This window comes from Rhodospira trueperi (assembly GCF_900101965.1).
GTDB classification, from domain to species: domain Bacteria; phylum Pseudomonadota; class Alphaproteobacteria; order Rhodospirillales; family Rhodospirillaceae; genus Rhodospira; species Rhodospira trueperi.
On the sequence record NZ_FNAP01000013.1, the window covers coordinates 25,608 to 45,533 of the forward strand.

Genomic DNA, 19,926 nt, shown 5'->3' on the forward strand with positions numbered 1-19,926 from the left:
CTGATCGTTGCGTCGCCTGGAGGTCGGAGCCATTACCGCGTCCGCCGTTCCCGTGGATTTCGCGCCCGATGCGCCGCCCGTCGCGGTGATCGGGGCCGGCATCGTCGGCGTTGCCGTGGCCTTGAGCCTGCGGCGCCGGGGTGTGCCGGTGGTTCTGATCGACCGCGAGGGACCCGGCGCGGGGGCCTCCCACGGCAACGGCGGCATTCTGGCCCGCTGTGCCTTCATTCCCGTCAACACGCCCGACCTGTGGCGGACGGCGCCGGGCATGCTGTTGTCCCGCGATGGGCCGCTGTTCGTGCGCGGCGCGGCGCTGCCCCGGCTGGCGCCATGGCTGTGGCGCTTCCTCGCCAACGCGACGCGGGGCCGGGCCGAGACGGTCGCCCGGCAGACGGCCCCTTTGCTTCTGGACAGCCTGGATCAGCACTTGGCCCTGGCCGAGGGTACGCCGGCCGCGCGCTTCATCCGGCCGACGGACTACCTGTACCTCTACCGGGATCGCGCCGGCTATGAGGCCGACCGCTTCTCCTGGACGCTGCGGCGTCAGGCCGGGATGACCTGGACCGAACTGGATGAGGCCGCGCTACGGGCGCGCGAGCCCGACCTTTCGGGCGCGCGTCGGTTCGGCGTCGCGTTGCCGGATCACGGCGTCATCACCGATCCGGGGGCGCATGTGGCGGCTCTGGCCGAGGCGTTCGCGGACGCCGGCGGCCAGAGTGTTCGCGCTCGCGTGCGGGCGGTGGAGCCGGACGACGGCGGCGTGACCCTGCACACCGACGGCGCCGACATCCGCGCCGGCCATGCGGTGATCGCGGCCGGTGCGTGGTCCGATGCCCTGGCTCGCCCGCTCGGGGCGCGCGTGCGTCTGGAGGCCGAGAGCGGCTATCACGTCGATCTGGCCGGGGCGAACGGCGGTCCCCGTCATCCGGTCATGGACGCCGCGCGCAAGATGGTCGTCGTACCCATGGAGGGCCGGGTGCGGCTGGCCGGACTGGTCGAGTTCGCGGGGCTGGACGCGGCGCCGGCGCGGGCGCCCACGGAGCTTCTGCATCGCGGTGTGGCGGACCTGTTTCCGGCCCTGCGTCACGACGGGGCCACGCCCTGGACCGGTCCGCGCCCGGCGACCACGGACAGCCTGCCGGTGATCGGAGTTCTGCCCGCATCGGCGCGGGTCGTGGCGGCCTATGGTCATCAGCATGTGGGCCTGACGGCGGCGGCGCGCACCGGGCGTATGGTGACCGACCTGCTAACGGGCCGTCCGGTGGACATCGATCTGGCGCCGTTTCGCCCGGATCGGCGCGGGTAAGCCCGTCCGGGCCTTGCGCCGCCGTGCCGCCGGCCCATCTGGGACCCATCGCGCCCCGGTAACCGAACGCACGGAGTCGTCATGATCGAACTGCATTTCTGGCCCACACCCAACGGACTCAAACCGCTGATCCTGCTGGAGGAACTGGGCCTTCCCTATACGATTCATCCGGTGGACATCACCAAGGGCGATCAGTTCAAGCCGGCGTTTCTGGCGCTGTCGCCGAACAACCGCATTCCGGCCATCCTCGACACCGCGCCGGCCGACGGCGGGGCGCCACTCGGGATTTTCGAATCCGGCGCCATCCTGATCTATCTGGCGGAGACGCACGGCCGTTTCCTGCCCACCGATCCGCGCGGCCGGATTCGCGTCAACGAGTGGCTGTACTGGCAGGTCGGCGGTCTGGGACCGATGGCCGGGCAGGCGCATCACTTCCGCCGCTTCGCGCCGGAGCCGGTGCCCTATGCCATCGAGCGCTACACCAAGGAAACCAACCGTCTTTACGGCGTGATGGAGCGGCGTCTGGCCGACGTGTCCTATCTTGCGGGCGCCGACTACACCATCGCCGACATGGCGTCGTGGCCCTGGGTGGCGCGCCATGAGTGGCAGGGGCAGGACCTGGGCGACTTTCCGCATCTCAAGCGCTGGTACGACGACATCGCGGCGCGTCCGGCGGTCCAGAAAAGCCTGAGCATCGGCGAGGAGATGCGGAAGGGATAGGGCTTTCAGGGGCCGACATCAGTCGCCCGGGACACGCAAGCGCGCAACGGCCCGCTCCGATGTGCTCGGAGCGGGCCGGTTCGGATCAGCCGGCGGCGACGCGCAGCATCCAGGCGGTCTTTTCGTGCACGCCCAGACGGTCGGTCAGCAAGCCGGCGGTCACCTCATCGGAGACCTCGCCCGCCTCGCTGATCAGCGGGCGGAGCTGCCGTGCCATGGCGTCGTGATCGCGCGCCAGGGCGGCGACCATGTCTTCCGCGGCCGGCGGAGTCTCCGGCGCATCCTCGACCACGCTCAGCTCCCCGTAACGGCCCAGGCCGCCGGGCGCCATGCTGCCCAGGGCACGGATGCGCTCGGCGATCTCGTCCACGGCGGCATACAGGTCGGTGTACTGCTCCTCGAACTGGGCGTGCAGACCCTGGAAGCGGGGGCCGGTCACGTTCCAGTGGAAGTTGTGCGTCTTCAGCGCCAGGGCGAAGGTGCTGGCGAGCACCGCGTTCAGTCCCTGCGCCACGCTGTTGCGGGCGTTCTCTTCAAGGCCGGTGTTGACCGGGGCGGCGGCATTCTGGTTGGCCATGATGATGTCTCTCCTCTCGTGTTCTGGTTCGTTCATCCGTGGTGGATCGGTCTCTGCGGGACGGGTGCCCCGCGCGCGGGCGTCGGACCATGGACGATACGACGGGGGCCCGCATTGACCGTTCACATGCCCAGACGATGGATCAGCGCGATCCATTAATCCAATTGATTGTTTTATTGTGTACGAGAGAAAAAGACGAACGAACGACGTGGACCTCGCCCTATCGGGCCAATCCGGGCGCGGCTGCTCCTGCCCCCGATCAAACCGCCCTACATAACGCTGTACCGCATACTGAAGGTTTGTCGGGATTCCGGCGCGGTGACCGGGAAGGCTGCGTCATCGAAGGTCGGCCGGCGCGGTATCACGCCGGGATCGCGGGAGAACCCGAATCCCTCCAGGGGAATGCCGAACAACCCGAGATCGAAGCGACCGTTGTCGTTCTCATCGTGATAGGCGGCGACGGCATACCGACCCGGCGGCAGATCGGGAATCTGGATGACGACCTTGCCCTCCTGGGCGGCGACGATCGCGCCCGTCAGCATCCGCTGCTTGTCCAGGAAGGCGTCGGGCCGGTCGTACAGCGCGACATGGACCGTGCCCCTGTCACTGGTCACATCGGTGATGGTCAGGGACAGGGTGGCCGATGGCGCGTCCGTTTCAATCGTGGTCGCGGATGCGCTGCCCCCGATCAAGGCCAACATCACCAGGGCGGCGGCGCCGGAACCGCGCCGCAGTCCGCGTGCCAGACGTGGGTCCTGACGTCTCTCGATGGTCATGGGTGTGGGCCGCCTCCGAAGGGGGGGCGTTGTCCGTAACCGCAGTCGCAGGTCTTGGACTCCCTGACCAGTCGCGCCGACCACGCGACCTCCGGGCTGCCGGGCTTTTCGGCCCGGTCCCAGGCGAATTCGGCGCCGCAGCGCTGGCAGACCAGATTGGCCGGCTGGCGCGGTTCCTCCAGCCCCGCCGGGGGCCGCGGTCCATAGGATCGCAGACCGGCCCGCTTCGGCGGGGGAATCAGTTCACCCTCGCGGGGTTTGTCGGAAGGAGGGGACACCGCAAATCTCCTGTTTCGCCCGATGGGGCGCGCACTTACAACAACGGCCGGATGCGGCGCATCGCGGCGTCGATGGTCGTGGCGTCATGCACCATCGCCAATCGGATATAGGGCGTGCCGGGATTGAATCCAGCGGCATCGGGGCGGCCGAAGTAGGCCCCGGGGACCACCTTGACGCCCGCTTCGGCCCACAGGCGCCGGGCCACCTGCTCGGCATCGTCCACGCGCAGCCAGAGGAAGAACCCGGCCTCGGGGTGCGTGAATCCCGGATGGTCGCCCAGAACGGCCTCGGCGATCTCGAAGTTGCGCCGGTAGTAGGCGCGGTTCGCCTCGACATGAGTGTCATCGGCCCAGAGGCGCGCGGCGGCGGCTTGCGAGGGCAGGGGAATGAACACCGCGCCGTAATCGCGCAGCTTCAGGAACGGCTTGAGAACACGGGGATCCCCGGCGCAGAATCCCGCCCGCAGGCCGGCCAGACTGGAGCGCTTGGACAGCGAGTGAAACACCACGACGTTGTCCAGCGTGCCGTCGAGGTCGAGCGCCGCCTGTAGCGCCGACGGAGGCGGATCGCCGTAGTACAACTCGGCATAGCACTCATCCACCACCAGACAGACATCGTGCTCGCGGGCGATGGCGATGAAGCGCTTGAGGTAATCGAGATCGGCGACCGTGCCGGCCGGATTCGACGGCGAGCAGAGGTAGGCCAGGGACGTCCTCGCCCAAAGATCGGGGCTTACGGCGTCCAGGTCGGGCAGATAACGGGTTTCTTGCGTGGTGTTGAGGAACACGGGCTCCGCCCCCGCTGCCAGGGCCGCGCCGGCATAGGTGTGGTAGAACGGATTGGGAATCAACACGGCGGGCGGTTGGTTGCTGTCGCTGGCGCGGCGCGGTGTGACCACCTGGGGCAACAGGAACAGGCCCTCGCGGGTGCCGGCCAGAGGGGCGATGGACTCGCCCGGCCGGATGGTCCCGGCGGGAACCCCGAAGCGCCGCCCGAGCCATCCGATCATGGCGTCGTTCAGCGCGTCGGTGCCGCGCGGTGAGACGTATTTGCCCCACAGGTGGGCGTTCTCCGCCAACGCCTCGGCGACGAAGGCGGGATAGGCGTTCTGCGGCTCGCCCACCGACATCAGCAGAGGCGTCACACCGTCCGGCGGATCAATGCCGTCGATCAGCGCGGTCATGCGCGAAAACGGGCTGTCGGGCAGGTCGGCCAGGGCGGGATTCAGCATCGCGGGGGGCTCCGAAGGGTCAGGGGCTTTGCGTCCAAGACGGGGGCATCACGGGGGCATCCAGGGCAGGCGGTCGAGATCGACGTTGCCGCCGGTCAGGATGACGCCGACGCGGCGCCCGCGAAAGTCCTCGGGGTGGGCCAGGACGGCGGCGAGAGGGACGGCGGCGGACGGTTCGACGATCAGCTTCATGAACTGCCATATCAGACGCATCGCGGTCACGATCTGCTCTTCGGTGACGGTGAAAATTGCCGGGACGTGTGCCCGAATGATGGCGAAGGTGAGGTCTCTCAGGGACGCCCGCAAGCCGTCGGCGATGGTGTCGGGCGCGTCGTCCTCGACGATGCATCCGGCCTTGAGCGACCGGGCCGCATCGTCGGCGTTGGCGGGCTCGGCGCCGAGAACGCGGGGGGCGGGCGCGGTGGCCGCGCAGGCGAGCGCGGTGCCGCTGATGAGGCCGCCGCCGCCCACGGGGGCGATCACGAGATCAAGCGGGCCGGCCTGCTCCAGCAGTTCCAGGGCGCAGGTTCCCTGCCCGGCGATGACGCGGGGGTCATTGTAGGGGTGCACCATGTCGGCCCCGGTGGCGGCGAGGACGTCAGCCAGCGCCTGTTCTCGGGCGCGGGTGCCGGGCGGGCACAGGGTCACCCGGCCGCCGTAGCCCCTGACCGCCTCCAGCTTGGGTCGGGCGGCCGTTTCCGGCATCACGATGTGGGCGGGAATGCCGCGCCGCGCCGCCGCGTAAGCCAGGGCCTGACCGTGGTTGCCGGACGAATGCGTGGCCACGCCGCGCGCGGCGGCCTCATCGGACAGCGAGAACACCGCGTTGACCGCGCCCCGGGCCTTGAAGGCGCCGACCTTCTGCAACGGCTCGGCCTTGAAGACCAGCGTCGCTCCGGCCATGCGGTCCAGGGTGGCGCAGGTCAGCACCGGTGTGCGGTGGACATGCGGGCCGATGCGCTCGTGCGCGGCGCGGATGTGGGCGTCGGTGGGCAGGGCAGGGGACATGGATACGGGCACGGGGTCAGTCCGCATCATCCGCCGACGGGTCGCGGTCGGTGTTTTCCAGCCGGTGGCCCTCCAGCCGGCGCCGCTCGCGTTCGCGGGCGTCCTCCGCGTTGCGACGAACCGCCCCGGAAAGGCCGAACCGAAGCCGGTTGCCCTGAGCGGTGGTGTTCTTCTCGGCGCGCTGGCGCTGTTTGCGGGCGCGGCGCAGGTTGATGATGTCGGCCATGGCAGGGTCTCGGCTGTGCGGTGATCAGGCGGCGAGGAAGTCGGCGACCACGCCGTTGATCTCCGCCGTGGTGAACATGGGCGCGTGGCCGGCGTCGGGGACCTCGTGGACCGTGCAGTTCGGGCCGCGCTTGGTCATTTCCGCCGCCGTCTCCGCCGTCAGCAGGTCGGAGCGGGCGCCGCGCAGCACCAGAACGGGGCACTGGATCAGGTCCCATAAAGGCCACAGATCGACGTCGGCCACCTCCTGGCCCCGCATCGGATCGCCGATCCCCGGGTCCTGATGGGGCAGCCAGCCGCCGGGGCCGTCGTCCCGCTGGACGGTCGAGTGGCGGGTGAAATCGTTCCAGTCGGCATCCGTCATGGGACCGAAGTCGGCGTGGATTTGGCGATAGTGGGCCTCCGCCTCTTCCAGCGAGGCGAAGGTCGGTTCCGCCGCCGTGGCATAGGCCGCGATGCGCTCCAACGCGGCCTTGGGCACGAAAGGGCCGACATCGTTCAGGACCAAGCGACGGATGGGGGACTGCGGACTGGCGGCCAGCAGCATGGCGATCAGCCCGCCCATGGAGGTCCCCACCCAATCCACCTGATCCATGTCCAGGGGGGCCGTGGCCCGGGCAATCAAGGGCGTCATGTCGCTGACGTAGTGCGGCAACTGATATCCCGACGAATCGGTGAGCCAGTCGCTGTCGCCGCGCCCCAGGACATCGGGGGCGAGGACGCGCCGACCCGCTTCGCCCAACGCCGCACCGAGATGGTCGAAATCGTGGGCGTTGCGGCTCAGGCCATGCACGCAGATCACGGCGGGGTGCCCGCCGTGGCCCGGTCCCCACTGGCAGTACGACATCCGTTTCAGGCCCTCGGGCCGGGCGCAGAGGACATGCCGGACGGTGGCGGCGGTGGCGTTGGTCTCGCTCATGGCGCGGGCCTTTCTTCCGGTGACCGGACGATCATTAAACACGGACTTCGGGGTGGGTCCAAGTCTTGACGCAGGGGCAAGACGCAAGGGCCGTGAATGGAAGTAAAAATGAGAACACCCCCAGCGTTATATGTTATGACATAGCTCGCCAAAAGGCGAGTTTGAATTTCCCTCCAAAATAGATTACAACATCGTTGATGAATTCTTGTGTAATATGAGATGTTTCGAGGAAATGGTTTTTACGTTTTGATTTTTCAGTATATATCGTGTTTTCGGGCAAGGAAGCATGAGGTCATGAACAACAAAAAAGCTCGGGCGCCGACCCGAACCGAGTTGGTCTGCAAAGCCCTTGAGGACGAGATCTTCGGCGGAGATTTGTTGCCGGGGGCCCGCCTTGACGAACTGTCTCTTGCCAGCCGCTTCTCGGTGTCTCGAACCCCTGTGCGGGAAGCCCTGCATCAACTTTCGGCCTCTGGGCTGGTGGAGGTGCGTCCGCGTCAGGGGGCCGTGGTGGCACGCATCACCCTACGGCGTCTGATCGAGCTGTTCGTTGTCATGGCGGAACTGGAAAGCCTGTGCGCCCGGCTGTCCGCCACCAATATGACGGAGGACGAGCGCTGCCAACTCCTAGAATCCTGCGACGCCTGCGGCGCGGCGGTGGCGCAGGATCTGGGCATGGATGCCTACTACCAAGCCAACTGCCGGTTCCACGATGCGGTTTACGAGGGGGCGCATAACTCCGTTCTGGCCGAGCTGATTTCCGGTCTGCGGCGACGGGGAGAGCCCTATCGCCGCAAACAGCTTGCCCGTCCCGGGCGCATGGCGGTGTCCCAGGCGGAGCACTGGACCGTGGCGCGGGCTATCGTCAAAGGCGACGCGGACGCGGCGGCGGAGGCGATGCGGTGCCACGTCATGGTGCAGGTCGACGTCATCGGTGAACTTCTGCCGATGCTGCCGTCGGGCGTGGATGAGTGATCGCGGTTCGTTGAACCGCGAATCGGACTCGCTGTTCGCATTTGCCGACGGATCATCCGGTTTCGGTCTTACCCGCTCAGCGCGCGGGTCCGTCCCGGTTTGACCCGTCAGCCCACCGACTCCGTTAGCCTGTCAATGATCTCTCCGAGGGTTACGCCATCGGCGCGGGCGGTGAAGGTGGGCGCCATGCGGTGGATCAAAACCGGACGGGCCAGGGCGATCACGTCGTCAACGCTGGGCGCCAAGCGGCCGTCCAGGACGGCCCGCGCCCGGCACGCCAACGCCAGCGACTGGCTGGCGCGCGGTCCCGGACCCCAGGCCACATGCGCCCGGATCTCAGGCAGGTCGGTGGTTTCGGGGCGCCCTTTGCGAACCAGGGTGAGAATGGCCTCGATCACGCTTTCGCCCATGGGCACGCGGCGGACGAGCCGCTGAGCCGCCATCAGGTCGTCTTGCGACAGGGTCGGTTCGGGTTCGACGACCCGGTCGGTCGTGGTGGCCTCCAGCATCGCCCGTTCGGCCGCGCGATCCGGATAGCCGATGTCCACCTGCATCAGGAAGCGGTCGAGCTGCGCCTCCGGCAGCGGATAGGTGCCTTCCTGCTCGATGGGGTTCTGGGTGGCCAGCACATGGAACGGTGCCGGCAGGTCATGGTAATGCCCGGCCACGGAGACTTTGTGCTCCTGCATCGCCTGGAGCAGGGCCGATTGCGTGCGCGGGCTGGCGCGGTTGATCTCGTCGGCCATCAGAAGCTGGCAGAAGACCGGCCCCGGGATGAATCGGAAGCCGCGCCGTCCGGCCTCGTTCTGTTCCAGCACCTCTGAGCCGAGGATATCCGCCGGCATCAGGTCGGGCGTGAACTGCACTCGCTTGGCGTCGAGGCCGAGCACGACGCCCAGGGTCTGCACCAGTCGTGTCTTGGCCAGGCCGGGCACGCCGATCAGCAGGCAATGCCCTCCGGCCAGCAGGGTGACCAGGGTGCCGTCCACCACGTCCGCCTGCCCAAAGATGACGCGGCCGATGGCCTGCCGGGCCGCCTTGATTCGGTCCCCCAGCCTTTCTACGTCTTCGAGCAGGGCCGCATCGGCGTCGAACGCGGCGTCGGCGGTCCGGGCGTCGCTGGATTCGGTGGCGGGGCTCATCGCATCTCCTCCCTCGCACGGTCACGGGAACATCTCATGGGACTCAACGCCTCCGGCACCGGGCACCGACACGACTCCGTCGCGGATCGGACATCGGGCGAGGCGGACGCCGATCAAGGCCTTCCCCCTGTCCTGAGGCGTCTGGAGGTGTTGCAGACGCCCGGGATCGGCGGGCGGCCAAGGCATTTCTGCGGCGACCTGGGCCTCTCCATAGATCGGGATGGCGCGTGGCATTACCAGGGGTCGCCGATTGGGCGAAAAGAGATGGTATGCCTGTTCGCGTCGGTGCTCCACCGGGCGGATGACGGGACGTACTGGATGGTCACCCCGGCGGAGGTCGGCCGAGTCGAGGTCGCCGACGTTCCGTTCATGGCGGTGGAACTGTTCGTGGACTGCTGCCAGGGCGGTGCCTGCATCAGCTTTCGCACCAATTGCGACGAGGTCGTGACCCTGGACGAGGACCATCCCCTGCGGGTCGAGCACGATCCGGAAACGGGCGAGTCTGTGCCCTACATCACCGTGCGCGACGGACTTGATGCCCGACTGAGCCGGTCGGTGTACTATGATCTTGTGGGACGCGGGGTCGAGGAGACCCATGACGGTGAAAGACGATTCGGGGTATGGAGCAGGGACCGATTCTTCAGCCTGGGCACGCTGGACGACGAAGACTAGACCGCGCCGATCTGGCCCGCCGGCTGCGCGACGGACGGGGACTGGGCCAGGGGTCGGACATGGCCATTGCTCGCCTGCTCGGGGGCGAGGAGGCGCGGCTGTTCCTTGCCGACAGGCCGCCAGCGCCGCACCGGCCGGCCGCCGTTCTGGTTCCGATCATCGATCATGACGGGGCCGTCACCGTGTTGCTGACCGAGCGCGCCAGCCACCTTCCGCATCATCCGGGGCAGATTTCGTTTCCTGGTGGCCGCGTCGATCCTGAGGACGCCGGTCCGCGCGAGGCCGCGTTGCGCGAGGCATACGAGGAAACCGCGCTGCCGGCGGAGCGGGTCGAGATCGTCGGTCGGCTGGACGACTACATCACGGTCACGGGCTTCCGTGTGACACCGTTCGTCGGTGTGGTCACCCCGCCGGTGTCCCTGCGGCCCGACCCGGCGGAGGTCGCCTCGATTTTCGAGGTTCCGCTGGCGTTTCTGATGGATCCGGCCAATCATGCCCACGGGTATCGAGAGAAGGACGGACAGCGCCGCCCCTACTTCGCCATTCCCTACAAGGATTACTATATCTGGGGAGCCACGGCCGGCATTCTCATCAACCTGCATGCGGTGTTGCAGGGTGAGGGTCCGGCTGCGCGGTCCTGACCGCACCTTTCCGCCGCTGCTGCGAGGCCCGTGATCCATGCGCGTGTTCCTGACTATCATCCTGCCGCTGCTGACACCCAGCCTGCTGTATATTGCCTGGCTGCTGATGCGGGGGCAGGCCGCCCCCAACGCCGGTGACGGACAAGAGGGGGGCGTGGTCCGCCGGCTCGGCGATGACATGCCCTGGGTGACCCTGGTGCTGTCCGGCGCCGGTCTCGCCTTGGCCGCCACCATGACCATGTATCTTCTGCAGCCCATGGGCAGTCCGACCAGTGAGTACTCGCCGCCTCGGATGGAGAATGGGCGCATTATCCCGGCCGAGTTGAGAGACCGCGACGCCGACGCCCCCGATGCTTCCGGCTCGGCGGATGCGCTGCCGGACTGAGCGGATCTCGTGCCCTGGGGCGGCCGCCACGCCGTCGGATCTGTTGCCATGACGCGTGACTGGACCCAGTTGAAAACCCGTACTCCGGTCGGGCAACTCTCACCGGACCCCTGGATGAAGACCCCGGGGCTGCGGCGGCTGCTGGCGGCCCTCAGTGCGGACGGAACCGAGGTGCGCCTGATCGGCGGGTGTGTCCGGGACGGCCTGCTGCGTCGGCCCGTCAAGGACGTGGACATTGCCACGCCGGATCGGCCGGAGGTCGTGCAGGCGCTGCTTGCCCGGGCCGACATCGGCACCGTGCCGTGGCGGCGCGGGCTGGAGCACGGCACGGTTCTGGCGGTGGTGGACGAGACGCCCTTCGAGGTGACCACCCTGCGTCGTGACGTGCGGTGCGATGGGCGCCACGCCGAGGTGGCGTTCACGGAAGACTGGACGGCCGACGCGGCGCGGCGCGATTTCACCATCAACACCCTGTCGGCGACTCCGGACGGCGCGGTGTTCGACTACTTCGACGGCATCACCGACCTGTCGGCTGGCCGCGTGCGATTCGTTGGTCGCGCCATCGATCGGATCCGCGAGGATGCCCTGCGCATCCTGCGGTTCTTCCGCTTTCACGCCCATTATGCCCACACGGCGCCGGACAAAGATGCCTTCACGGCCTGTCAGGCCTTGGCCGAGACGGTGGACGATCTGTCGGGCGAGCGGGTGCGCGCGGAACTGCTCAAGATCTTGATGGCCTCCGATCCGGCCGGCGCCCTGCTCCTGGTCCGTGCCGCGCATGTCTTGCGGCGCATCCTGCCCGAGGCGGAACGCTTTGATGTTCTGCGCATTCTGGCCTTCCTGGAGACGCGCGGGGTCATCGCGCCGGGCGTGGTCGCGGATGATCTGCGCCGGCTGGCGGCGGTGCTGAACACGGATGAGCCGGGTGCTGTCGCCGTGGCCGAACGCCTGCGCCTGTCGCGTCGCGAGACCCAGCGGTTGGCGGAGATCGCCGCCCTGCCGGCGCGACTTCGTCCGCGCCCTGAGGCCTCCCCGGCCGATCGGCGGCGCCTGCTCGATCAACTGGGGCCGAGCCGGACCCTTGATCTGATCCTGGTTGAGTGGGCGGCGGAACGTGCCCGAAACGGTCACACAGACTCGCGCCGAACCGCCGCATGGATGGCGGCCGTGACCGAGGCCACCGCGTTTGCCCCGCCCCCGTTTCCGCTGACGGGTCATGATCTGATCGCCGCCGGCGTGCCGCGCGGTCCCGCCTTGGGCGCGGCTCTGACGCACTTGCGCGACTGGTGGCTGATCGAGGATTTCCGCCCTGACCGGGGCGCGCTGCTGGAGCGGATCCGGGATCTGGGCCTGGACGGTGGGGAAGGGGGCGGCTGATCCCGACGCCCTTTGGTCAGGCCGGCCAGCCGTTCGTTTGGCGCAAGGCCTCGCTCGCCACCATGGCGGCGGCCGTGACCACGTTGAACGACCGAAACCCGGGCGCCATGGGGAGGGTCACCCGCGCGTCCACGGCATCGTGAACGGAGTCCGGCACGCCGGACCCCTCCCGTCCCACAAGCAGCACGTCGTCGGGCCGGAATGGCAACGCGATGTGTGGTGTGGCGCCCCTGGTGGTCAACAGCACCACCCGCGTTCCGATCACGTCGGCCGACCGCCGGAAGCAGTCCCAGTTCTGGTGCCTCTGGACCGAGACGAGCTTAAGATAGTCCATGCCGACCCGTCGCAAGCGCCTGTCGTCCCACAGGAATCCGCAGGGTTCGATGATGTCCACGGGCAGGTCGAGCCCCGCCGCGAGACGCATCAAGGCGGCGGTATTCTGGGGCATGTCCGGCTGGTACAAGGCCAAGCGCATGGAAAAAAAACCTGGATGCGGAACGGGTTAAGCGCCGGGAATGGGAGAAATTTGCCCTTTTCATGGCTAAGGATTTCGATTATACACCGTCACAACCACCGTCGCCCATGGGTCGCGTGGGCTCGATTCCGTCGGGCCATTCGCGGGGCAGGAACGGCGGATCCAATCCGTCCCGGGGTTTTTACTGTCGGGCTCAGGCCGTGGCGGTAAGCCGGCACGGGCGGATTATCATGACCGAGAACCGTAGACGCACGCCGATCCGAGGGGGAGGGAGCGTGAGTCGTCTGTTTTGCGCTCCGTCAATGCAATGAAGAGGTTGCTTCACCATGTCTCACACGGCTAACCCGGCCGGATCCGGCGACGACAAGACTCGTCGCGATTTCCTGCTGATTGCCTCCGCCGGGATGGGAGTGGTCGGCACCGCCCTCGCGGTGTGGCCCTTCATCGATTCCATGAACCCGGCCAAGGACGTCATGGCCCTGGCGGTTGTCGAGGTCGATCTTTCGCCCGTCGCGGTAGGTCAGGCCATCACCGTCGTCTGGCGCGGCAAGCCCGTGTTCGTGCGCCATCGCACGCCCGAGGATATCGAGCAGGCCCGCGCGGTCAACGTCGCCTCGTTGCGTGATCCCGAGGCCGATGAAGACCGGGTCATCAAACCGGAATGGCTGGTGCAGATCGGCATCTGCACGCACCTGGGCTGCATCCCCAAGGGCCAGAAGCCCAGCGATCCCAAGGGCGACTACAACGGCTGGTTCTGCGTCTGCCACGGCTCGCACTACGACACCGCCGGTCGCATTCGCAAGGGGCCTGCGCCCCTGAACCTGCCCGTCCCGCAGTACGCCTTCCTGGATGACACGACCATCCAGATCGGCGAGGAGTGATTGTTTCATGAGCAGCACCCCGAGTCCCGTCTGGAGCAACCCGGCCATCAAGTGGGTTGACCGACGGATGCCGATCTTCTCCCTGATGCACAAGGAGTTGATCGTCTACCCCACGCCGCGCAACCTGAACTACTGGTGGAACTTCGGGTCGCTCGCTGGCATTGCCCTGGTGATTCTGATCTTCAGCGGCATTTTCCTGGCCATGCATTACGTGCCGCATGAGGATATGGCGTTCGCTTCCGTTGAGCGCCTCATGCGCGAAGTGAATTCCGGCTGGCTCATCCGCTTCATCCACATGAACACGGTCAGTCTGTTCTTCCTATGCGTGTACATCCACATCTTCCGCGGCATGTACTACGGGTCCTATAAGGCGCCCCGGGAACTCCTCTGGATCATTGGCGTGATTATCTACTTCGTCATGGTCGGCACGGCCTTCCTGGGCTACGTGCTGCCGTGGGGGCAGATGTCCTTCTGGGCCGCCACCGTGATCACCAGTCTTGTGACGCCCATTCCCCTGGTCGGCGAGGAACTGGCCATCTGGCTGTGGGGCGGCTTCGGGGTGAACAACGCGACGCTGCAGCGCTTCTTCTCGCTGCACTACCTGCTCCCGATGGTGATCTTCGCGCTGGTGTTCCTGCACCTGTGGGCGCTGCACACGACCAAGTCGAACAACCCACTGGGCGTGGACGTGAAGAAGAAGGCGGACACCCTGCCGTTCCACCCGTACTACACGATGAAGGATGCGTTTGGCCTGGGTGTGGCGCTGGTCGTGCTGTCGTACTTCATCTTCTTCAACCCGAACTACTTCAACCACTCCATCAACTACGTCATGGCTGACCCGATGGTCACGCCGGAGCACATCGTGCCGGAGTGGTACTTCCTGCCGTTCTACGCCATCCTGCGCGCCATTCCGGACAAGCTGGGCGGCGTGGTGCTGATGTTCTTGTCGATCCTGATCTGGATGGCCCTGCCCTGGCTCGACCGCTCTCGGGTGCGGAGCGGCAAGTTCCGCCCGGTCTTCAAGTGGTTTTTCTGGGTATGGGTGGCGGATTTCGTCCTGCTGACCTGGTTGGGCGCGATGCCGGCCGAGGGCACGTACGTCACCATGGGCCAGTGGGCCACCGCTTACTACTTCGCGCACTTCGTCGTCATCCTGCCGCTGCTGGGATGGTTCGAGAAGACGAAGCCCGTACCAGAGAGCATCAGCGCGGCCGTGACCGCCGGTCATGACAAGGAGGCCGCAGCATGAAGACCCTGATTCGTATCGGCACCGCCGCCATCTTGGCCACGGGCCTGTCCCTGGGCGGTACCGCCGCCCAGGCCGCCGGTGGGCATGGGGGCCCGGAGTTGAAGCATCCGTCCTGGACCTTCGATGGCCTGTTCGGGCACTACAACGAAGATCAGTTGAAACGCGGTTGGGAGGTCTACTCGAACGTTTGTGCTTCGTGCCATGGCCTCGAATACATGCACTACCGCAACCTTAAGGGACTCGGGTACACCGAAGATGAGGTGGAGGCAATCGCCGCCAGCTTCGAGATCGAGGACGGCCCGGACGAGTGGGGCGAAATGTTCACGCGCCCGGCCACCGTGGTGGATCCCATCAAGGAGCCCTACGAGAACGATGCCCTCGCCAAGCTGGCCAACGGGGGCGCGGTGCCGCCCAACCTGTCGGTGATGACGCGTGCCCGCGACCATGGCCCAGACTACGTCTACAGCCTGATGCTTGGGTACGAAGCCGGCGTGCCGGAATGGGTTCACGAGGAAGATCCGGAGTTCTCCGTGCCGCCCGGCAAGTCGTTCAACAACTATTTTCCCGGCTATGCCATCTCCATGCCGCAGCAGTTGTTCCCCGGCATCATGGAGTACTCCGACGGAACGGAGGCGACTCCGGAACAGATGGCCAAGGATGTGGTGACCTTCCTGCAATGGGCCGCCGAGCCAGAGCTGGAGAAGCGCAAGGACCTGGGTCGCTATGTCCTGGTGTTCCTGATCGTCTTCACCGGCGTTCTGTATGCCTACAAGCGTGAGATCTGGAAGAACGCGCACTGACCTCGGATTCGGTTCGCTTCTGGCAACCTCTTGAACGCCGGATCCTGCTTCTGGGCCACCCGTTTCGGCGGGTGGCCCTTTCTTTTGCGGTGGCGCGGGCATGCTCGGCGGGCCGCCGGCACGGCGTGCGCGGTGACATCATGTTGACAGCCTGGACCCGGCCGGACTTCATCGTCCGCGTGATGGCGCACGGCGCCGACATCGTCACCGGAGCCGTTGATCCGTCCGGGGCGATTCCCCGCGTCCGCGAGGTCGCCGCTCCCTCCTGACCGCGCCCGTCCCCTTGACCCGGCCGGCCCGTCCAGGCTTGCTTGATCCACCGCATTGGGCAGGAGACCGACATGGGCCGCTTCGGCAAGGGACAGGCCATCCGCCGGGTGGAGGACCAGCGCTTTCTGACCGGCGCCGGACGCTTCACGGATGACATCGTGTTGCCGGGCATGGTGTTCGGCGCCGTCGTCCGTTCGCCGCACGCACACGGCGTTCTCAAGGCCGTGGATGTCGACGCGGCGCGGACGATGCCTGGCGTGCTGGGCGTGTTCACCATCGCCGATCTGGACGCCGTCGGCGTGGGTGGCCTGCCGACGACGATCCTCGTCAAGAACCGCGACGGCAGCCGCATGACGGGACCGGAGCGTCCGGTGCTCGCCCGCGACCGGGTGCGCTTCGTGGGGGAGCCGGTGGCCTTCGTGGTGGCCGAAACCGCCCATCAGGCCCGCGACGCCGCCGAGGCCGTGTTTCCGGACATCGACCCGCTGGACGCCGCACCGGACATTGCTACGGCTTTGACCGACGGTGCCCCGGTCCTGCATCCGGACGAGGCCCCCGGCAACATCCTGTTCGATTGGGAGACCGGCGATCCCGAGGCCACGGCGGAGCAGTTCGCGCGCGCCGCCCGGATCATCACGCTTGATCTCGTCAACAGCCGGGTGGCCCCGACGCCCATGGAGCCGCGCGGCGCCATCGGCCGGTTCGACCCGGAGGCCGGCCGCTACGAGTTGTTTACGGGCAGTCAGGGCTCCCACACCCTGCGCGGCTGGCTGGCGGAGCATGTGTTCAAGGTGCCGGCGGATCGGATTCGCGTGGTCTCTCCCGACGTGGGCGGCGGGTTCGGCATGCGCCTGTTCCTGATGAACGAACATGCCCTGGTCATGGTCGCCGCCAAGGCCCTGGGCCGGCCGGTCAAGTGGATCGCCGATCGGTCGGAGGGCTTCGCCAGTGACCTGCACGGCCGCGACCATCTGACCCGCGCCGAACTGGCGCTTGATGTCGACGGGCGATTTCTGGCCATCCGCGCCGATGTGCGCGGCAACATCGGGGCCTACTGCTCGCAAAACGCGGCCTTCATTCCCACCATGGCCGGGGCCGCGATGATCGTCGGCGTCTACGCCTTTAAGGCGGCCACCTACCGGGCACGGGGGGTGATGACCAACAGCACGCCTGTTGACGCCTACCGGGGCGCCGGCCGGCCGGAGGCCGCGTACCTGTTGGAACGCCTCGTGGAGACGGCGGCGCGGGAGACCGGGGTGTCCGTGGACGAGATCCGGCGCCGGAATTTCATTCCCGCCGCCGCGATGCCCTACACGACCGCGCTCGGCCGCACCTACGACTCGGGCGATTTCGCCGCCGTCCTGGAGGAGGGCTTGCGCGATGCGGATTGGGCCGGGTTCGAGTCTCGACGGGCGGCGTCGGCCGCCGCCGGCCGGCTGCGCGGCATCGGCCTGAGTTTCTACATTGAGGCCTGCGGTGGTGGTGGCGACGAAAGCGCCACCGTCCAGGTGGCGTCCGATGGCATGGTGACGGTGCTGATCGGCAGCCAGTCTACCGGCCAGGGACACGAAACCGCCTACGGCCAGATGGTGGCCGACGCGCTCGGTGTGCCGCTGGACCGTATCCGCGTGCGTCAAGGAGACACCGACGAGGTGCCCACCGGCAAGGGCACCGGCGGCTCCCGATCCATCCCCGTCGGCGGGGCCGCGCTGGCCGCCGCCGCTGACGCGCTCGTGGTCCGTGCCCGGGAGATCGCGGCCGATCTGCTGGAGGCGGACGGCTCAGACGCTGTCGAGCACGACGCGGATGCCGGCCTGTTCCGTCGCAGGGGCACCAACCGCGTGCTTACGCTGGCCGAGGTTGCCCAGGCCGCCGCTGAATCCGCGGCAGGAGGCCTGAGCGTTACTCAGGCCTGGAAACCGCCGCAGGCCACCTATCCCAACGGCTGTCATGTCTGCGAGGTGGAGATTGATCCGGATACCGGGGAAGTCCGGGTGGACCGCTACACCATCGTCGATGATGTCGGCACCGTCCTGAACCCGATTCTGCTGCGGGGCCAGATCATCGGCGGCGCCGTGCAGGGACTCGCCCAGGCCCTGATGGAAGAGGTCCGATATGACCGGGAAACCGGCCAACTTCTGACCGGCACGTTTCAGGACTATCAGGTGCCGCGCGCCCGGGATGTTCCGGACATCAGCTTCCGCACGGTCGAGGACTTCCCCTGCCGCACCAACCCGCTTGGGGTGAAGGGTGCCGGCGAGGCCGGCACCATCGGCGCCACGCCAGCGGTCATCAACGCCGTCGTGGACGCGTTGGCGCCGTTCGGCATCCACCACATCGATATGCCCGCGACCCCGCACCGGGTGTGGCGGACGCTCCAGACCGCGCGGAAGGCTCGCAATCCAACATGACAGATGGTTTCGACATCCGGTCACTGGGGGCCGTCGCGGACGCCCTGATCCCGGTGATCCGCAGCGCCGGCGCCGAGGTTATGTCGGTCTACGACAGCGACTTCACGGTCGAGTCCAAGGATGACAACTCGCCGGTCACGGCGGCCGATAGCCGTGCAGAGGCCGTGATTCTGGCGGCCTTGGACCGGCTGACTCCGGAAATCCCCGTGGTTGCCGAGGAAAGCGTCGCCGCCGGTCGCGTGCCCACGGTAGGGGACGGTCCGTTCTGGCTGGTCGATCCGCTCGACGGCACCAAGGAGTTTATCAAGCGCAACGGCGAGTTCACGGTGAACATCGGCCTGATCCAGAACCGCCGGCCGGTGCTGGGGCTGGTGCTGGTGCCCGCCCTCGACGTTCTCTATATCGGTCACGGCGCCGGCACGGCGCGTCGGCTGACCGCGCGGGGCGAGGACTCCATCCGGTGTCGCCGACCCGATCCGACCGGTCTGGTGGTGCTGGGCAGCCGCTCGCACGGAGACGGTGGGGCCATGGACGCATTTCTCGCGCGCTATCCGGTGGCCTCGCGCGTCACCGCTGGCAGCTCTCTCAAGTTCTGCCGCGTCGCCGAGGGTACGGCCGACCTGTACCCGCGCCTCGCCCCCACCTGCGAGTGGGACACGGCGGCGGCGCACGCCGTGATGCTGGCGGCTGGAGGCCATGTCACGACCGAGTCCGGGGCGCCCCTGCACTATGCCAAGAACGCGCGGTTCCTGAATCCGCACTTCATTGCCCGGGGAGCGTGGCGGGATGCCGACCTTGGTCTTTAGAGCCCGCATTGTCCTGACGTGCCTGTCGGTTGCGGCTGTCGTGCTCACGTCGGCCCTCGCCGATGCGCGCACCTACGAAATACCCGGCATCCAGGGTGCCGATGATCGCCGCCCCGTCATCGAGGGCGGTCCCAGCGCCGGAAAAGACTATCCCTGGCCCTGGCGCGCCATCGGGCGGGTCAACCGGCGCACGGGCGGGTTCTGCACCGGCACCCTGATTGCGCCCGACCTCGTTTTGACCGCCGCACATTGCCTGGAAGACCGCCGACTCGGGCCGTTGCCCCCCGATACGCTGCATTTCGTGGCCGGATACCGGTTCGGGGATTATGATGCCCACAGCCTCGTTGCCGCCATCCACCGTCCCGACCGAGACGGGCCGCGCGGCGATTTCGCGCTGTTGCGACTGCGCGAGCCGATGGACATTCGCCCCATGACGCTGAGTGAGAACGTCGGAATGGGGCGCTCGGCCGGCGTTCATGCCCGGGTCTGGCTGGCGGGCTACAGTCAGGACCGGCCGCATCTTCTGGCCGTGGATCGAAGCTGCGTCATCCTTGGCGTGCAGGGCGATGCGCTGTGGCGCCATGATTGCGACGGGCCGAAGGGGTCGTCCGGGGGGCCGGTGCTGGTCAGCGCCGACGGCACAGACGAGCCCCTTGTCGCGGGCATCTCCATTGGATTTACGGAACGATTGGATATGCCGCGCGGGGTCATGATTCCGGCGCCGGTGATCCGTGCCTTTGTTCAGGAACGGAAGCTCTTGCCCGAGAATTAGCGCTAGGCCCGGCCCCGTCGCCCGCGCTA

Annotated in this window: 23 protein-coding genes; 14 read left to right on the forward strand and 9 right to left on the reverse strand. The window is 67.5% G+C overall.

Annotation, left to right across the window (positions count from 1 at the left end; genetic code table 11):
* The first annotated feature begins 52 nt into the window (after window positions 1-52).
* The gene (locus tag BLS85_RS14800) at window positions 53-1,306 is read left to right on the forward strand and encodes an NAD(P)/FAD-dependent oxidoreductase (RefSeq protein ID WP_092787512.1); all 1,254 of its coding nucleotides are present in this window, start codon (window positions 53-55) and stop codon (window positions 1,304-1,306) included.
* Window positions 1,307-1,387: 81 nt separating this feature from the next.
* Complete coding sequence (locus tag BLS85_RS14805) at window positions 1,388-2,026, forward strand: glutathione binding-like protein (RefSeq protein ID WP_092787513.1); 639 nt, start codon at window positions 1,388-1,390, stop codon at window positions 2,024-2,026.
* Window positions 2,027-2,111: 85 nt separating this feature from the next.
* Here BLS85_RS14805 and BLS85_RS14810 read toward each other — a convergent pair whose 3' ends face one another.
* The 7 genes from BLS85_RS14810 to BLS85_RS14840 form a co-directional block, all read right to left on the reverse strand.
* Window positions 2,112-2,603, reverse strand: coding sequence for a Dps family protein (locus BLS85_RS14810; protein WP_092787514.1), 492 nt, complete (start codon window positions 2,601-2,603; stop codon window positions 2,112-2,114).
* Window positions 2,604-2,872: 269 nt separating this feature from the next.
* Entirely contained in the window at window positions 2,873-3,379 is a 507-nt protein-coding gene (locus BLS85_RS14815; RefSeq protein ID WP_143027212.1) for a DUF2141 domain-containing protein, read from the reverse strand.
* Window positions 3,376-3,657 carry a hypothetical protein gene (locus BLS85_RS14820; protein WP_092787515.1) on the reverse strand — a complete coding sequence of 94 codons (282 nt, stop codon included), beginning with the start codon at window positions 3,655-3,657 and terminating at the stop codon, window positions 3,376-3,378. Before BLS85_RS14820 ends, BLS85_RS14815 begins: the two co-directional genes overlap by 4 nt.
* 35 nt (window positions 3,658-3,692) lie before the next feature.
* Complete coding sequence (locus tag BLS85_RS14825; protein ID WP_092787516.1) at window positions 3,693-4,889, reverse strand: aminotransferase class I/II-fold pyridoxal phosphate-dependent enzyme; 1,197 nt, start codon at window positions 4,887-4,889, stop codon at window positions 3,693-3,695.
* A 48-nt stretch (window positions 4,890-4,937) separates the two neighbouring features.
* Window positions 4,938-5,909 (reverse strand): pyridoxal-phosphate dependent enzyme, encoded by a 972-nt coding sequence (locus BLS85_RS14830; RefSeq protein WP_218128448.1) that lies wholly within the window; start codon window positions 5,907-5,909, stop codon window positions 4,938-4,940.
* A 4-nt stretch (window positions 5,910-5,913) separates the two neighbouring features.
* The gene (locus BLS85_RS14835) at window positions 5,914-6,123 is read right to left on the reverse strand and encodes a DUF4169 family protein (protein WP_092787518.1); all 210 of its coding nucleotides are present in this window, start codon (window positions 6,121-6,123) and stop codon (window positions 5,914-5,916) included.
* 24 nt (window positions 6,124-6,147) lie between these two features.
* On the reverse strand, window positions 6,148-7,041 hold the full coding sequence (locus BLS85_RS14840; RefSeq protein WP_092787519.1) for an alpha/beta fold hydrolase: 894 nt from the start codon (window positions 7,039-7,041) through the stop codon (window positions 6,148-6,150).
* Window positions 7,042-7,335: 294 nt separating this feature from the next.
* Here BLS85_RS14840 and BLS85_RS14845 point away from each other — a divergent pair, with 294 nt between their 5' ends.
* A complete protein-coding gene (locus BLS85_RS14845) occupies window positions 7,336-8,016 on the forward strand; it encodes a GntR family transcriptional regulator (RefSeq protein WP_092787520.1) in 681 nt (226 codons plus the stop codon).
* 107 nt (window positions 8,017-8,123) lie between these two features.
* On the opposite strand, the gene BLS85_RS14850 is transcribed toward BLS85_RS14845, so the two are convergent.
* Window positions 8,124-9,158, reverse strand: coding sequence for an AAA family ATPase (locus BLS85_RS14850; protein ID WP_092787521.1), 1,035 nt, complete (start codon window positions 9,156-9,158; stop codon window positions 8,124-8,126).
* A 36-nt stretch (window positions 9,159-9,194) separates the two neighbouring features.
* Here BLS85_RS14850 and BLS85_RS14855 point away from each other — a divergent pair, with 36 nt between their 5' ends.
* From BLS85_RS14855 to BLS85_RS14870, 4 genes are read left to right on the forward strand one after another with little or no spacing between them, the layout of a single operon-like run.
* Window positions 9,195-9,830 carry a DUF1285 domain-containing protein gene (locus BLS85_RS14855; protein ID WP_092787522.1) on the forward strand — a complete coding sequence of 212 codons (636 nt, stop codon included), beginning with the start codon at window positions 9,195-9,197 and terminating at the stop codon, window positions 9,828-9,830.
* Between the two features lie 59 nt (window positions 9,831-9,889).
* Complete coding sequence (locus BLS85_RS14860) at window positions 9,890-10,471, forward strand: CoA pyrophosphatase (protein ID WP_245699250.1); 582 nt, start codon at window positions 9,890-9,892, stop codon at window positions 10,469-10,471.
* A gap of 43 nt (window positions 10,472-10,514) precedes the next feature.
* Entirely contained in the window at window positions 10,515-10,856 is a 342-nt protein-coding gene (locus BLS85_RS14865; protein WP_143027213.1) for a hypothetical protein, read from the forward strand.
* A 48-nt stretch (window positions 10,857-10,904) separates the two neighbouring features.
* A complete protein-coding gene (locus BLS85_RS14870; protein WP_092787525.1) occupies window positions 10,905-12,233 on the forward strand; it encodes a CCA tRNA nucleotidyltransferase in 1,329 nt (442 codons plus the stop codon).
* A 16-nt stretch (window positions 12,234-12,249) separates the two neighbouring features.
* Here BLS85_RS14870 and BLS85_RS14875 read toward each other — a convergent pair whose 3' ends face one another.
* Window positions 12,250-12,708 (reverse strand): tRNA (cytidine(34)-2'-O)-methyltransferase, encoded by a 459-nt coding sequence (locus tag BLS85_RS14875; RefSeq protein ID WP_092787526.1) that lies wholly within the window; start codon window positions 12,706-12,708, stop codon window positions 12,250-12,252.
* Between the two features lie 326 nt (window positions 12,709-13,034).
* Here BLS85_RS14875 and petA point away from each other — a divergent pair, with 326 nt between their 5' ends.
* The 7 genes from petA (at window position 13,035) to BLS85_RS14910 (ending at window position 19,897) form a co-directional block, all read left to right on the forward strand.
* Window positions 13,035-13,589 carry a ubiquinol-cytochrome c reductase iron-sulfur subunit gene (petA, locus tag BLS85_RS14880; protein WP_092787527.1) on the forward strand — a complete coding sequence of 185 codons (555 nt, stop codon included), beginning with the start codon at window positions 13,035-13,037 and terminating at the stop codon, window positions 13,587-13,589.
* Window positions 13,590-13,596: 7 nt separating this feature from the next.
* Complete coding sequence (locus BLS85_RS14885) at window positions 13,597-14,838, forward strand: cytochrome b (protein ID WP_092787528.1); 1,242 nt, start codon at window positions 13,597-13,599, stop codon at window positions 14,836-14,838.
* A complete protein-coding gene (locus BLS85_RS14890; RefSeq protein WP_092787529.1) occupies window positions 14,835-15,638 on the forward strand; it encodes a cytochrome c1 in 804 nt (267 codons plus the stop codon). The genes BLS85_RS14885 and BLS85_RS14890 overlap by 4 nt, the downstream gene beginning before the upstream one ends.
* A gap of 140 nt (window positions 15,639-15,778) precedes the next feature.
* Entirely contained in the window at window positions 15,779-15,907 is a 129-nt protein-coding gene (locus BLS85_RS19645) for a hypothetical protein (RefSeq protein WP_281242557.1), read from the forward strand.
* A 72-nt stretch (window positions 15,908-15,979) separates the two neighbouring features.
* Entirely contained in the window at window positions 15,980-18,319 is a 2,340-nt protein-coding gene (locus BLS85_RS14900; protein ID WP_092787531.1) for a xanthine dehydrogenase family protein molybdopterin-binding subunit, read from the forward strand.
* On the forward strand, window positions 18,316-19,125 hold the full coding sequence (gene cysQ, locus BLS85_RS14905; RefSeq protein ID WP_092787532.1) for a 3'(2'),5'-bisphosphate nucleotidase CysQ: 810 nt from the start codon (window positions 18,316-18,318) through the stop codon (window positions 19,123-19,125). Before BLS85_RS14900 ends, cysQ begins: the two co-directional genes overlap by 4 nt.
* Window positions 19,106-19,897: a trypsin-like serine peptidase gene (locus tag BLS85_RS14910; RefSeq protein WP_092787533.1), complete on the forward strand. Its 792-nt coding sequence runs from the start codon at window positions 19,106-19,108 to the stop codon at window positions 19,895-19,897. The genes cysQ and BLS85_RS14910 overlap by 20 nt, the downstream gene beginning before the upstream one ends.
* Window positions 19,898-19,926 lie beyond the last annotated feature (29 nt).

Coding starts and splice junctions, on each gene's coding strand:
- BLS85_RS14805 (WP_092787513.1), top strand. CDS start 1,388: ATGATCGAACTGCATTTCTGGCCCACACCCAACGGACTCAAACCGCTG.
- BLS85_RS14810 (WP_092787514.1), bottom strand. CDS start 2,603: ATGGCCAACCAGAATGCCGCCGCCCCGGTCAACACCGGCCTTGAAGAG.
- BLS85_RS14815 (WP_143027212.1), bottom strand. CDS start 3,379: ATGACCATCGAGAGACGTCAGGACCCACGTCTGGCACGCGGACTGCGG.
- BLS85_RS14825 (WP_092787516.1), bottom strand. CDS start 4,889: ATGCTGAATCCCGCCCTGGCCGACCTGCCCGACAGCCCGTTTTCGCGC.
- BLS85_RS14835 (WP_092787518.1), bottom strand. CDS start 6,123: ATGGCCGACATCATCAACCTGCGCCGCGCCCGCAAACAGCGCCAGCGC.
- BLS85_RS14840 (WP_092787519.1), bottom strand. CDS start 7,041: ATGAGCGAGACCAACGCCACCGCCGCCACCGTCCGGCATGTCCTCTGC.
- BLS85_RS14845 (WP_092787520.1), top strand. CDS start 7,336: ATGAACAACAAAAAAGCTCGGGCGCCGACCCGAACCGAGTTGGTCTGC.
- BLS85_RS14850 (WP_092787521.1), bottom strand. CDS start 9,158: ATGAGCCCCGCCACCGAATCCAGCGACGCCCGGACCGCCGACGCCGCG.
- BLS85_RS14855 (WP_092787522.1), top strand. CDS start 9,195: ATGGGACTCAACGCCTCCGGCACCGGGCACCGACACGACTCCGTCGCG.
- BLS85_RS14860 (WP_245699250.1), top strand. CDS start 9,890: ATGGCCATTGCTCGCCTGCTCGGGGGCGAGGAGGCGCGGCTGTTCCTT.
- BLS85_RS14870 (WP_092787525.1), top strand. CDS start 10,905: ATGACGCGTGACTGGACCCAGTTGAAAACCCGTACTCCGGTCGGGCAA.
- BLS85_RS14875 (WP_092787526.1), bottom strand. CDS start 12,708: ATGCGCTTGGCCTTGTACCAGCCGGACATGCCCCAGAATACCGCCGCC.
- petA (WP_092787527.1), top strand. CDS start 13,035: ATGTCTCACACGGCTAACCCGGCCGGATCCGGCGACGACAAGACTCGT.
- BLS85_RS14885 (WP_092787528.1), top strand. CDS start 13,597: ATGAGCAGCACCCCGAGTCCCGTCTGGAGCAACCCGGCCATCAAGTGG.
- BLS85_RS14890 (WP_092787529.1), top strand. CDS start 14,835: ATGAAGACCCTGATTCGTATCGGCACCGCCGCCATCTTGGCCACGGGC.
- BLS85_RS19645 (WP_281242557.1), top strand. CDS start 15,779: ATGTTGACAGCCTGGACCCGGCCGGACTTCATCGTCCGCGTGATGGCG.
- BLS85_RS14900 (WP_092787531.1), top strand. CDS start 15,980: ATGGGCCGCTTCGGCAAGGGACAGGCCATCCGCCGGGTGGAGGACCAG.
- cysQ (WP_092787532.1), top strand. CDS start 18,316: ATGACAGATGGTTTCGACATCCGGTCACTGGGGGCCGTCGCGGACGCC.
- BLS85_RS14910 (WP_092787533.1), top strand. CDS start 19,106: ATGCCGACCTTGGTCTTTAGAGCCCGCATTGTCCTGACGTGCCTGTCG.